Here is a 13,330-nt window from a genome sequence, read left to right as displayed (position 1 = left end):
TGCAACACCACGACTGTGCGCTTGTTCACGACTCCTTCACAATCGGTGTGATCCACATCATAGAGCCGGCCGGCCCGCTCCCCCTACAATGAGGACATCAAGCACTAGCCCTTACGAAGGGGGAGGAGTAAACGATGGCAAAGCTGCAAGATACGGAACGGCACGTCGAAAAACCGGCCCAAGAAACCCGGAACGAGCCGGTGCTGAAGGGAGCTTTCGCTTCGGTCATGCTGCTGGGACTGTTTCTGGTGATCAGCTGGGTAGGCGTATTTCTGTTGTTTTTGGCGAGGGGTTAGAACGATGAAACCGATGGGTCGGAGGAGTTGACAAGCGCATGCATATTCACCGCTTAGAAAAATATTGGCTGATCTTTGGCGTTTCCATGCTGATCGTGTTCCTGTCCGTGGTGGGCGTAGGCGCGTTCTCACTGGGGATGGAGCCGCCGGGCGGGCACCGGCATACCGTGGACCCGTCAAGACTGGCGGAGACGCCGCCGTTCGATAAGCCGGGGCTCAAGCAGGTCGGGGAGAAGGAGTACGAGGCGAACCTGATCGCCTTCGCGTTCGGCTTTACGCCGGATAAGCTGGAAATTCCGCTCGGTGCCAAGGTTCACTTCAGCGTGACCAGCCAGGATGTCGTGCACGGGATGCAGGTCAACGGGACGACGATCAATATGATGGTCATTCCGGGCGAAGTGAACCACATGACTTATACGTTCGACAAGCCGGGTGAGTACCTGGTGCTCTGTAACGAATATTGCGGAGCGGCACATGAAGTGATGATGATGAAAATCATCGTGAAATAGGCGGAAGCCATCGGAACCGGAAAGGGTGTACGACTGATGCTAAAGGAAATCCAAAGCTTTGACCGGCGCGATGCGTCGCTGGTGCTGGCCCATATTCTGTTCGCGTTCTTCGCCTTGTTCATGGGCGGCGTCGCCGGCGTGCTGCAGGGTCTGGTTCGCGGGGGCATGGTGACGCTGCCGATGGGGATCGGCTACTACCAGCTGCTGACGGCGCATGGCGTGCTGATGGCGCTGATCTTTACGACGTATTTCATCATCGGCTTTATTTACTCCGGCGTCGCCCGGACCCTCGGCGGACGGCTGCTGCCGATCGCGCGCAATCTGGGATGGCTCGGCTTCGCACTGATGACGTTCGGTACGCTGCTGGCTACCGTGCTCATCCTGCTCAATAAAGCGACCGTACTGTATACGTTCTACGCTCCGCTCAAGGCGGACCCCTGGTTCTACGTATCGCTGGTGTTCGTCGTCGTCGGGAGCTGGATGAGCGGCATCGGGGTATTTCTGAACTACCGTTACTGGAAACGGACGAATCCGGGTCAAACGACACCGCTGTTCACCTTCATGGCGGTGGTCACGATGCTGATGTGGATCATCGCGACGCTAGGCGTAGCCATCGAGGTGCTGTTCCAGCTTATCCCCTGGTCATTCGGCTGGGTGGAGACGGTCAATGTGACGCTGTCGCGGACGCTCTTCTGGTATTTCGGCCATCCGCTCGTCTACTTCTGGCTGCTGCCTGCCTACATGTGCTGGTACGTGGTCATTCCGAAGGTCATCGGCGGCAAAATGTTCAGCGACGCGCTGGCCCGCCTGTCATTCATCATGTTCCTGCTGTTCTCCATCCCGGTCGGCTTCCACCATCAGCTGATGGAGCCGGGTATCTCGAATGTCTGGAAGTTCGTCCAGGTCGTGCTGACCTTCATGGTCGTCATTCCATCTCTGATGACCGCATTCTCGCTGTTCGCGACCTTCGAGATGCATGGCCGTTCCGTCGGAGCCAAGGGGTTGTTCGGCTGGTTTAAGAAGCTTCCGTGGAAGGATGTCCGCTTCTTCGCCCCGTTCATGGGGATGCTGATCTTCATCCCGGCAGGCGCAGGCGGCTTGATCAATGCGAGTCACGAGCTCAACGCGATCGTGCATAATACGCTGTGGGTTACGGGGCACTTCCACCTGACTGTGGCGACCAGCGTGGCGCTGACCTTCTTCGGCATCACGTACTGGCTCATCCCGTCCATGCTGGGCCGGGCGATGACCCCGCTGATGAATAGGCTGGGCATCATCCAGACGATCCTGTGGCTGGTTGGCATGTTCTTCATGTCCGGCTCGATGCATACGCTCGGCTTGCTGGGTTCTCCACGGCGGACATCGTTCACCACTTATCAGGATCACCCGGATACGATTCTGTGGATGCCTTATAATGTAGCGATGGCGATTGGCGGCGTAATTCTGTTCTTCGCCGTCGTGCTGATGATCGTCAACATCTGCATGCTGATGAGCGCACCGAAGGGCGAGACGGAATACCCGATCGCCGAGGTCAGCGAGCAGGCGGAGAAGGCCCCTGCGATCTTCGAGCGGTGGGGCGTCTGGGTGAGTGTACTGGTCGTGCTCATCCTGGTGGCTTACTCGATCCCGGTGATGGATATTATTAATGACGCAGGAATTGGAGCCAAGGGGTTCAGGACGTGGTAAGTGGGGTAGACAACCTAACATGCAGGCCGTCATTCGGACGGTTTGCATGTTTTTTCTATTATATAGCGGGTGGGCGGAAGCGGCAGCATGCAGAGCTGCAAGCAAACAGATAAACTCATTTACAAACCGACTATCGGTTTGTATAATTGGAGCATCTATCTGCTAGACAGGAGGCGCTGCATGAAGCAAGAAGAGCGAAGGAAAGAAACGATACGCCTATTGATTGCTACGGTGCATACGCTGCTGGGGACGAAGAGCTGCGACGAAATCAGGATGAAGGACATTACCCGAGCATCCGGCTTGTCGACCGGCGCGGTCTTTCATTATGTAAACAGCATGGAGGAGCTCTTCGCGCTGGTCCTGAACAAGCATCTGGAGGAAGTGAACGACAGATTTATGGAGCGGGTGGACATGGAAACGAACAATTTCCAAGGTCCGTTTCAAGCGATCACGCAAGGCTTGGCACAGCTGGAGGACCCGGAGGAGATGACGAATAAAATGCTCATGTACCTGCTCGGCAAGAGCGGGCAGCCGCCCGTCGCCGCATCGCTCCAGGCCTTCTATGAGTACTGGGTCAGGCTGTCCCGGACATGGATTGAGACCGGACAGCAGCACGGCGTCATCCCTGACACGGTCAGGGCCGGCTGGGCGGCGGAGCTGTTTGTGCTCATTTCCTTTGGCCTGCGGACCCGCTCCATGATCCCTTCCGGCTCCCACACATTCAGAGCTGTGGACTTCTCGGATTTTATTCAGACGATGCTGGCCCCTGAGGGGAAAGGAGACTGACCGTGGCACCCTTGATCGCATTAATCGCATCCTTCCTGGTATTCCGTCTGCTAGGCCTCGCCGGGTGGACCTATATGAATGACTGGCATACCTCGCTGCAGGGCGCGGTAGCCGTGATGTTCCTGCTCACCGCCTCCGCTCACTGGGGCCGGAGACGGCCCGATTTGGTGAGGATGGTGCCCCCGTCCCTGCCGCAGCCGGAGCTGCTCGTGACCTTGACGGGTCTGCTGGAGCTTGCCGGAGCTGTCGGCATCCTGCTGCCGGCAACGTCAAGCCTCGCATCTGTTCTGCTGGTGATTCTGCTGATCCTGATGTTCCCGGCCAACGTACGCGCTGCCCGCGAGCGGCTGACAATTGCGGGAGCGCTGACCCCACGCCTGATTCCGCGGACCCTGATGCAGCTGTTGTTCCTCGCTGCCGTCTGGTTGGCCGGATAAGGAGGTCGCAGCAGGCGGCGTCTGGCTTCCCCTGAGAAAAAAACCGCGCTTAACATTCCACAAACAATGCTTTGCTATGATGAAGCAGAATAAGGAAATTTTCGGAGGAGCGAGCTTGCTGCCGGAACGGCGAGGTCGTCCTGAGGGGGACATAATGTTGAGTCAGAATTTGCATGATTATTGGGGACCGGCCCGGATTATCCCGGCTGTTCGCAAGCAGGAGGATCTGCTGGTAGCGTGCCGCAGCGATTGCCCGGTTATTTTCTTGCTGATTGGGGATCTGCTAACCTCGGAGAATTATGTGGGGCAGGTGCTTCGTGCAGGGAAGAAGGTATTTCTGCATGTCGATTTCATAGGCGGGCTAAGCGGCGATCCGATCGTGATGAAATATATCGCGGAGCGGCTGCGGCCGACGGGCATCATTTCGACCAAGAGCCATTTTGTGAAGCACGCCAAGAAGAACGGGCTGCTTGCCGTTCAGCGTTTGTTCTTGATCGACACGTCGGCTCTGGAGCAGGGCATACATAACATCGAGCAGAGTGAGCCGGATGCCGTGGAGATCATGCCGGGACTGATTCCCCGGGTCATCACGCAGCTTCGCGAGCGTACGGCACTGCCGATTATTGCGGGCGGGCTGATCCAGGAGCACAGCGAGATCGACATTGCGCTGCAGGCCGGAGCCAGTGCCGTCTCGATGGGCAACCGGCAGCTGTGGTCTTGAGGACGGCGAATGGATATATTTACAAAGCCTTCATATCGGCATGACGCTCCGTTAACAAAGGCCTGATAAAGTAGGATATGCAAGGACAATTGAATAGCCAAGGGTTGGAGACGAGGAGAACACCCTTTATGCAACAAATGGAAGAGCTGATTTGGCGCGCCGCTTCCGTTTGCTGGATAGAGGGTTTTTTTGTGCTTTTCTCCGGAAAAATGAGACGGAAGGAACCGTGATTCATGAAAACTCGTTCGAAATTCGCTTGTTGGCTAACTATCGCTTCCTTAGTTAGCGGGATATTGCCCATCGGTGCTCCCGAACAAGCCGCTGCCGCTGCCGCAAGGCCGTTGCTGGAGGCACGCAAGACGCTAAACGCCCCTGTCATTGACGGCAAGCTCGATGATTCCGTCTGGAGCATCGATCAGCCGCTGACAAACCGCACCGGGGATGGCCCGTTTAAGGATGCCAGGTTCGGCATGCTGTGGGACAACCAGTACCTGTATGTCGGCGTGAAGGCTGAGGACGATACGCTTATTTATAATCCTGATAAGGGGTATTGGTTCGATCAAGATAATATCAACCTGTTCTTCGACGCGACAGGTCATCATTCGGCACCATTTGCGGCTGGTGATTTGCAGTTAGGGTTCGTCTACCAGCCTGACTCCAAGACCCCGTTGTTCAACTTCGGAGCCGCAGCCAACGGACAGAGCTCCAAGGATCAGAAGAAAATATTACGCGCCATCGACAAGACGGCTACCGGCTGGGCTCTGGAGGTCGCGATTCCATGGGATATGCTGAGCATTGACCCGGTGCTGCAGGAGCAGTTCGGCTTTAATATCGGCGTGACGGACCGTTACGATGCGGCTACGCCGTCCAAGCAAAGAAACAGCTTTTGGAGTGCCTACAACTCCACTTCCTTCTGGAACGATACGACGGGTTATGGGGATATTCGGCTGGTGGATAACAATCCCGTTGCCGGCTCTGTTAATCCGGTGCTGCTCGAAGAGAATTTCGACGCGTATCCGGCCGGCTCTCTCCCTTACGGGTGGATATCCGATGTGAATGCCGGAAGCCAGCCGTTCACGGTCGTCCAGGATACATACGGTGGTCGGATGCTCTTCGATGGCAAAGCCTCTGGGAAGCAAGCCCGGGTTACCGCGCCCGTACAGTGGGATAACTATACGATCGAGGCGGATGTAAGGTTCGAATCTGTATTCGATTCGGGCCGATGGGCCTCCTTGATGTTCCGGGGCGCTTCGAACGGCAAGCAGCCGTACAACCAGATGGCGATCCGCCAAAACGGCAAGTTCGAGGTTGCCTACCGAACCCCGGACAACGCCTGGAACGTCATCGCGAGCGGGGATTCCCAGCCGCTGGCGCTAGGCAAGGACTACACGATGAAGGTCAGAGTGTTCGACAATAATGTCAAGGAATACATCAAAGCCAAGGAAGCATCGGCTTACACGCTGCTGATCGACAAGAGCTTCGACGCCAATCTGCTCGAGAGAGGCAAGATCGGCTTCCAGGCTGACCAAAGCAAGGTATCCTTCGATAATCTGAAGGTGACGCGGATTACGGCGGATCGCCTTAACATGACACTTCCGTCCACAGTGGAAGCTTTGAGCGGCAGTATTTCCGTCACGGGTAGTGTCTACTACTCAGACGGCATCACCGATGCCGTATATGGCGAACGCATGAAGCTGTACTCTTCCGACTCCAATGTGCTGAAGATCGTGAACAACAAGCTCGTCCCGCTGAAGGCGGGAACGTCAATGGTCAAAGCCGTGTATGCCAACCTGACGTATGCGCAGGAAGTGATCGTAACGCCATCCGCTGTCGGAGCGAAGGTGTTGTCCCTTCAGCATAAAGCAGGGTATGTGCTGGCAGAATCCGGCAAGCCGCAGCCACTGAGCGCTCTGTCTTTCGATGCGGAGTTCAGCGATTTTACCTCCAGCACGCTGAAGGGGGACCAGCTTACATGGACCTCTGCCAATGCTGACGTTAGCCTTGACAGCGGGATTCTGAAAGCTGCGCATAAGGGCGTCTACACCGTCACAGGGAAGAAGGATGACGCGACCGTCAGTCTGCTCGTTGTGGTTAAGCAGCCCGAAGACCGGGACTATGTGCTGTACGAAGAAAACTTCAACAGCTTAACAGATGGAACACTGCCTCCGGGCTGGACTAGGAAGGAAGGGACGACTCCCGGTGCGGCTGTCGTGAAATCCGGAGCCTTCGAGCTGAGCGCGCTCACTTCGCCGGACAACCCTTCCCGGGTGCTGCTGCCTGAGTATCTCGGACGCTTCGGCGACTACAAGATCGAAGCGGACGTCACCCATCTCGCAACCAATGATGCGGCCCGCTGGAACTCTCTGATGTACCGGATTCAGAACAACGATTATCCTTACTACCAGATGGCGGTCAGGAAGGATGCGACGGCGGCCAACGGCGTGGAATTTGCCGAGCGTACACCGACCAATGCCTGGAACGTCATGGACCGGGGCTCGTACAGCGAAGTGATCGACTCCGGCAAGATGTACCACTATATGGTGAAAGTCAAAGGCGACCGGGCTCAGCATTTTATCGGGGACAAGCTGATGGTCGATACCGATGCGGCAACGTCGTATGCCAAAGGCCGGATCGGGCTTCAAGCCAATGGCAGCAGGACCAAGGTAGACAATATTCGCGTTACGCTGCAGCAGGATGATCTGCCTCCGTTGGCTTCCGACCGGTTCGTGCAGGTGACGGAGCCAGAAACCCGAATTTCGATGGCGCCTTCGATCATCACCGACATCACCAGCACGGAAGCACTGGCTGGTCTGACTGGTGCGGTCCTGCCGGCGACGGTAATCCTGCATGTCAACCGCGAGCTCAAGGTGACGGATGCCTCGGGGCAGAAGGAAATCGGCTCGGTAGACTCGGTGCTGACTACACTGGCCAACCGGATGATCCCTGCGTTCTATGTGTCCGACGAGACTACCGTAGAGCGTTTGGTAGAAGAATTGAAGAACCGTGGACTTGAGGATGCCTTCATCATCTCGGATCAGGGGCAACTGGTCAAGAAGGCAAGAACGGCCTACCCAATCATTCGCGGGGTTGTCGATTTCAGCGGCCGCACGCAGTTGACCCGGGAAAGTCTGCTCGACATCCGCAGGGAAACGACCCTCAGTCTGGCCAAAATTGCGCTGCTGCCGCAGTCGGCAGCTACTCGTGAACACGTAGCCTACCTGCAGCAGCGCGCACTCGTCGTCTGGACCAAGGATGCTTCGGATTCCGCTAATAAAAATCTGACGCTGCACAGCCAGATTACGGCGGGAAGCAACGGCATCATCACCGACTCTCCGGCTGCGCTGGCAGCGGCCTATCGTGTCTACGATAACGAAACAACGCTCGTTCGCAAGCCTTATATTATCGCGCACCGTGGAATGCCTGCAGGCGGCACGATGGATGGCGCTCCGGAAAATACGATTGTGAGCAATCAGCTGGGTCTTGAAGCCGGCGGGGACTTTATTGAGAATGACATCTTTTTATCCAAGGACGGGCGATTAGTTATCGTGCATGATTCTACACTGAACGGCACGACGAACGGAACCGGACTGGTAGAGGATTACACCTTTGAAGAGCTGAGAAAGCTCGACGCCAATAAGACACATAAGAGCAAGTATGGAAGCCTGCCGATTCCGACGCTGGATGAGCAGATCGAGCTGGCTCAGTCCAAGAACAAGATGGTCATGGCAGAGATCAAAACATCTACCCCGGCCGCGGTTGGCGCCTTTGTCGACCTGCTGAAGAAGATGAACGCCGAGGCGGATGTCAACGCGATGTCCTTTGACGTCAACCAATTGAAGCGTTTGGCGGCCCAGATGCCGGAGATGCCTGTCGGGTTGCTGACAAGCGGATACGCGAGTGAAAAGAACGTCAGCCGTTCGCTGCGCGAGACGCTAAGACTTCTGCAGCCGCTGAATGCGACGTTCAATACGAGCTACACGGATCTCGGTCCGAAATTCATGGAAGCGGCGAAGCACCGCGGTATTATTATCTCGCCATGGACGTTCAACAGCAAAAACGACTTTTACCGATTCTTCAAGCTGGGGGCTTATGGGATTACGACGGATTTCGCGTTGTGGGCTTCCGACTGGGCGGCGGAAATTAAGCCAGGCCAGAACAGCTACAAGCTGAAAGCCGATGAAAACCTGACGGTTACGGCTGAGGTATACCGCTATGCGGAGGGCCGCAAGGCGATGGAAACCCCGCAATTGGTTCTGCTGGACGGACAAGATGTGGTGAGTGTAGACGGTGCCAAGATTACGGCTAAAAAGCCGGGAACGGCGCATGTTCTAATGCGGTATACGACGACGATCGATGCTGCGAACAAGTATGATATCTATTCGCAGCCGGTGACCGTGGAAGTAGCCGGTTCCGATGTACCGGGCGACAATGGCGGCGATGGGGATTCAGGCAATGGAAATTCAGGCGAATCCAACCATACGAATGGTTCCAACAACGGGAATCAGCCAACTCCAGCTTCCGGAACAGTAAGTATTGAGGCTAAGGATGGTAAAATAGATGCGGCTGCGCTGCAGAGCGCCCTCAAGTCTGACGCCAAGGTCGAGGTGAAGCTGACCGGGACGCAAGTGGACATCCCGTCCGCGGCGTTGCTGGAAACAAGCAAGAACAGCGGCCGCATCCTTACGATGATCGGCAATGGCGCATCTTATCAACTTCCGCTCTCTCTGATTAATCCTGAAGCTCTGGCTAGTCAGTTGAATGTCAAGCCTTCTGAGCTTACGATTCGCGTGTCCATAGAGACACTGAACAGTAGCGAGCAAACGGCTATCCGAGGCGCTGCCACCCGACTGGGCGCAAGCCAAGTGGCTGACGCTGTAGAGTTTGATGTGAAGGCAGTGGGTCAAGACGGCCGAGCCGTAAGTATTCCATTCGGCCAGGCGTATGTGACGCGTGAAATAACTCTGAACAAATCGGTGGATGCGAACAAAGCGACTGGTGTTCAATTCATTCCAGAAACGGGACAATTCCGCTTTGTTCCGACCGTCTTTGCAGCCAAGAATGGTGGAATGACGGCAATTATGAAGCGCAACGGAAACAGCGTGTATACCGTTATCCAGCATGAGAAGAGCTTTAACGATCTGGCAGAACATTGGGCGAAAGCCGATGTCGAGCTGCTGGCAAGCAAGCTGGTTGTCGATGGGGTTAGCCAAGACCGCTTTGACGGCGACCGTTCGGTCAGCCGTGCGGAATTTGCGGCGCTGCTCATCCGCGCGCTGGGCTTGAGTTCAGCTGCGGCGAAGAGTGAATTTAGCGACGTCGCCAAGACTGCCTGGTACGCGTCTGATGTGACGACTGCGGCTGGTGCAGGGCTTATCGGCGGCTATGAGGACGGGACCTTCCGTCCGGAGCAATCTATCACGCGCGAGGAGCAGGCCGCGATGATTATGCGCGCCCTCTCTTACGCAGGCGCAGGGACATCGGTTTCCGCTGCCCAGCAGGAGAAGAACCTGGGTGCTTACCGCGATGCGGGCAAGCTGATCTGGGCTAAGGCCGAGGTGGCTGCTGCCATCGAAGCAGGCTTGATGAACGGTATGACTGATTCCGAGCTGATGCCGCAGGGTCAGGCTACCCGCGCCCAAGCTGCGGTGATGATCAAGCGTTTCTTGAGCAAGGCTGGTTTTATTCAGTAAGAATTCGTACACGTTGGACGGTCTGGGGCTTGCCCTAGACCGTCTTTTGCATCCTTTGAAAATGCAATGATTCATTCTATATAGAGGCCAATGCTGCATGGAATGAGATAGGGTGTATATTTGCAGGCCAAGACTGTTTTTGAGAACGGGCTTGCAGGGAATAACTAATGATGAAAAGAAACTCTAGGTGGTTGGAAGTGATCCTCAGGAAAGAGTTTCAGCTATGCGAGCCGAAGAAGAATGCCCGACATACTCGACAAACCGCTTGGCCGCGGGCGACATGTAGCGGTCTTTTCTCCAGGTCAGGCCGACTTCCCAGAACCAGCCCTCTTCCAAGACTGGAATCCAGACCAGTCCCTCCAGCATTAGCCCCGGGGTTTTCGGAAGTACGGAAACGCCAAGTCCGGCTTTAATAAATCCGGCAACCGTAGCCAAATCCTCGGCATCGTAGGCGGAATCGAGCGTGAAGCTGCTGTTCTGAACGCGGGATAGGATCGAATTACGCAACCCGCAGTTGTTTTTCAATTCAACGAACGGCTCGCCGGATAGATCATCCAGCTTCAAACTGGGACGGTCAGCCAGACGGTGCCGGGAAGATACGACAATATATAGAGGAATTTGCTCGATCACAAGCCATTCATGATGATCTGTGGTCGTTTCCTTGGAGGTAATCAGCATATCCGATCTGCCCTGTTCCAGATGATTGTTAATATCTCCGTTATTCCCCTGCTTCAGCTCAAAACGAACTTGCGGATAACGTATCTGGTAATCCCGGACGAGGGTGGGCACGAGGTCGACGCCTAGAATATTGAGATAAGAGATGGAGACGACTCCCGTATCCGGATGAGACCATTCCTCGATCTCCTGCATGCCGTTGCGGATGTTGTCCAGTGCCTGCTCCACCCATTTGACAAACATCATGCCATACCGGTTCAGCTGAATATTGCGCCCGCTGCGCTCGAATAGAGGGACACCTAGTTCATGTTCCAACTTGGAAATGGAATGACTAAGCGCCGGTTGCGTGATATTCAGTTCTTTGGAAGCCATCGTCATATGCTGCAGCCTTGCTGCCGTCAAAAAGTATTCCAATTGGGTAAGCTCCACAATTCCATCACCTTTGTATGAAATTTATTCATGAATTTGATTATAAATATAAATTAGACGTTATACCAGAGCTGGAGGTAAGATGACGTTGGAACTTCACAGACAGACCCGTTGCCGGATGGCGACTCAGGGGTGGGAAGTCCAAGAAGCTAGCCATGAACAGTCTACAGGAACGCAGAAACGGGTGTCTTCACTCGAATATCAGGAGGAATATCATGAGTACATCCTATGAACAGCCGTCACAAGAGTTTAAAGGAAAAAAAGCGCTCGTTACCGGTGGTACGAAGGGGATGGGCAAAGCCATTGCATCGAGACTCGCCGCATCCGGCGCCACAGTAATGACCACAGCCCGCAGCCTGCCAGCGGGACTGTCGCAGACTGAGCTATTTGTTCAAGCCGATCTGGCTACGTCGGAAGGCGTGGAGGTGGTCATTCAAGCGGTGAAGGAGCGTTTCGGCGGGATCGACATTGTGGTCCATTGCGTCGGCGGATCGACGACACCGCCAGGAGGCGCGCTTGTTCTGAGCGATGAGGACTGGCTTCATATGTTGAATTGGAATCTGCTCGGCGCAGTTCGTCTGGACCGTAGTTTACTGCCGCTCATGGTGGAGAAGGGAGCCGGAGCTATCGTTCATATCTCGTCAATCCAGCGACGTTTGCCGCTCTACGAATCCACGCTGGCTTATGCAGCGGCGAAGGCTGCGCTTTCGAATTACAGCAAAGGCTTGGCTAACGAGTTCTCACCACGCGGGATACGTGTCAACACGGTGGCTCCCGGCTTTATCCAAACCGAAGCTGCGGATGCCATGATCGACCGCTTCGCGGCCCAGACGGGCAGCCGGGAGAGCGCGCTGGAGCTGCTCATGGGATCGCTGGGAGGTATCCCGGTTGGCCGCCCTGGAACTCCAGAGGAGGTTGGCGAGCTAGTGGCTTTTCTGGTATCCGACCGCGCAGCGTCGATCACAGGAGGTGAATATGTGATTGACGGAGGGACTGTTCCGACAGTCTGATGCTTTGCCTTATCGATTTACAATTCCTTCATCTGGCCTTGATCTGCCGATAACATTAAACTGGTACAGTAGGCAGTGAGATCAACCAACCGAATAGTTAAGGGTAGGAGACGAGGAGAAAACCCTTTTATGCAACGAATGGAGGAGCCTGTTCAGGCGCGCCGCTTCTGTTTGTTGCGTAAAGGGTTTTTTGTGTTGTTCTCAGGAAGGGAGCTGCGCAGAGATTGTCGGATGTGATGGAATGGGATGGTTATTTTTTTGATCTGGATGGCACGATTTTGCTTGGAGACCGTCTGCTTCCCGGCGCAGCCGAGACGCTAGCCGGACTGCGGGAGAAGAACAGAAGGGTATACTTTCTGAGCAATACGACCACAAGAACCCGTATGGAATGCAGGGACCGCCTGCACAGGCTGGGCCTCGAGGCAAGACTGGAAGAGATGGTGACGGCTTCCTACATGGCGGCTATTTATTTGAGGGAGACCACGACAGATCCGCTGGTCTTCGTCGTCGGAGAGACGGCGATGCTCAAGGAGCTGGACGAGCAGGACGTCCGCTGGACGACAGATCCGCTCGCTGCGACCCATGTGCTGGTCGGCATGGATATGCAGTTTGACTACCAGAAGCTGCACCAGGCCCAGAAGGCGGTACGCAACGGAGCGGCGCTGATCGCCGCTAACCCAGACCCGTACTGTCCGGTCGAGCAGGATGTGATTCCGGACACCTGGTCGATGGTGAAGGCCATCGAGGCTGCCAGCTGTATCGACACGCAAACTGTTATCGGCAAGCCCTCGGCGTATTATGCCGACAAGGTGCTGGAGTGGAGCGGACTGACCCCGGACCGCTGCCTGATGGTGGGAGACCGCCTGGAGACGGATATTTTATTGGGTCACAATAACGGCTTGCAGACGGCTTTGGTGCTGACGGGGGTCGCTTCCCTAAGCGATGCGGAGCGCTTCTCCGTGAAGCCCGATTATATCTGGTCTTCGTTGACGGAGCTGCTGCCTGTACACAGGCTTTAGGATGATGGATTTTACTTCAGCTTGACATAGCCGTAATCGTCCTCTCACATAGCTCTGCTAGAGTGGGAGGAG

10 protein-coding genes are annotated in these 13,330 nt (G+C 55.5%); 9 read left to right on the top strand and 1 reads right to left on the bottom strand.

The window, feature by feature from the left end:
- Nucleotides 1–134: 134 nt before the first annotated feature.
- The 7 genes from WMW72_RS06605 to WMW72_RS06575 all read left to right on the top strand — a co-directional run bounded on the left by WMW72_RS06605 (nt 135) and on the right by WMW72_RS06575 (nt 10,125).
- Nucleotides 135–296 carry a cytochrome c oxidase subunit 2A gene (locus WMW72_RS06605; RefSeq protein WP_341414646.1) on the top strand — a complete coding sequence of 54 codons (162 nt, stop codon included), beginning with the start codon at nt 135–137 and terminating at the stop codon, nt 294–296.
- 38 nt (nt 297–334) lie between these two features.
- The gene (locus WMW72_RS06600) at nt 335–805 is read left to right on the top strand and encodes a cytochrome c oxidase subunit II (RefSeq protein WP_341414645.1); all 471 of its coding nucleotides are present in this window, start codon (nt 335–337) and stop codon (nt 803–805) included.
- A 36-nt stretch (nt 806–841) separates the two neighbouring features.
- Nucleotides 842–2,491, top strand: a complete 1,650-nt coding sequence (locus tag WMW72_RS06595; RefSeq protein WP_341414644.1) for a b(o/a)3-type cytochrome-c oxidase subunit 1 — start codon at nt 842–844, stop codon at nt 2,489–2,491.
- 180 nt (nt 2,492–2,671) lie between these two features.
- Nucleotides 2,672–3,277, top strand: a complete 606-nt coding sequence (locus tag WMW72_RS06590) for a TetR/AcrR family transcriptional regulator (RefSeq protein ID WP_341414643.1) — start codon at nt 2,672–2,674, stop codon at nt 3,275–3,277.
- Between the two features lie 2 nt (nt 3,278–3,279).
- Nucleotides 3,280–3,714 carry a DoxX family protein gene (locus WMW72_RS06585; protein ID WP_341414642.1) on the top strand — a complete coding sequence of 145 codons (435 nt, stop codon included), beginning with the start codon at nt 3,280–3,282 and terminating at the stop codon, nt 3,712–3,714.
- A 154-nt stretch (nt 3,715–3,868) separates the two neighbouring features.
- Nucleotides 3,869–4,435, top strand: coding sequence for a glycerol-3-phosphate responsive antiterminator (locus WMW72_RS06580; protein WP_341414641.1), 567 nt, complete (start codon nt 3,869–3,871; stop codon nt 4,433–4,435).
- Between the two features lie 233 nt (nt 4,436–4,668).
- Entirely contained in the window at nt 4,669–10,125 is a 5,457-nt protein-coding gene (locus tag WMW72_RS06575) for a glycerophosphodiester phosphodiesterase family protein (protein ID WP_341414640.1), read from the top strand.
- A gap of 204 nt (nt 10,126–10,329) precedes the next feature.
- Here WMW72_RS06575 and WMW72_RS06570 read toward each other — a convergent pair whose 3' ends face one another.
- Nucleotides 10,330–11,229, bottom strand: a complete 900-nt coding sequence (locus WMW72_RS06570; RefSeq protein WP_341414639.1) for a LysR family transcriptional regulator — start codon at nt 11,227–11,229, stop codon at nt 10,330–10,332.
- Between the two features lie 215 nt (nt 11,230–11,444).
- Here WMW72_RS06570 and WMW72_RS06565 point away from each other — a divergent pair, with 215 nt between their 5' ends.
- Together WMW72_RS06565 and WMW72_RS06560 are read left to right on the top strand one after the other, a co-directional pair.
- Entirely contained in the window at nt 11,445–12,239 is a 795-nt protein-coding gene (locus WMW72_RS06565) for an SDR family oxidoreductase (protein WP_341414638.1), read from the top strand.
- A gap of 236 nt (nt 12,240–12,475) precedes the next feature.
- Nucleotides 12,476–13,258: an HAD-IIA family hydrolase gene (locus WMW72_RS06560; protein ID WP_341414897.1), complete on the top strand. Its 783-nt coding sequence runs from the start codon at nt 12,476–12,478 to the stop codon at nt 13,256–13,258.
- Nucleotides 13,259–13,330: the final 72 nt, after the last annotated feature.

It is taken from the genome of Paenibacillus filicis (genome assembly GCF_038070315.1).
In the GTDB taxonomy this organism is placed as follows: domain Bacteria; phylum Bacillota; class Bacilli; order Paenibacillales; family NBRC-103111; genus Paenibacillus_G; species Paenibacillus_G filicis.
Note: the sequence above shows the minus strand (reverse complement) of the source record. Positions and strands in the feature narration are given on the sequence as shown.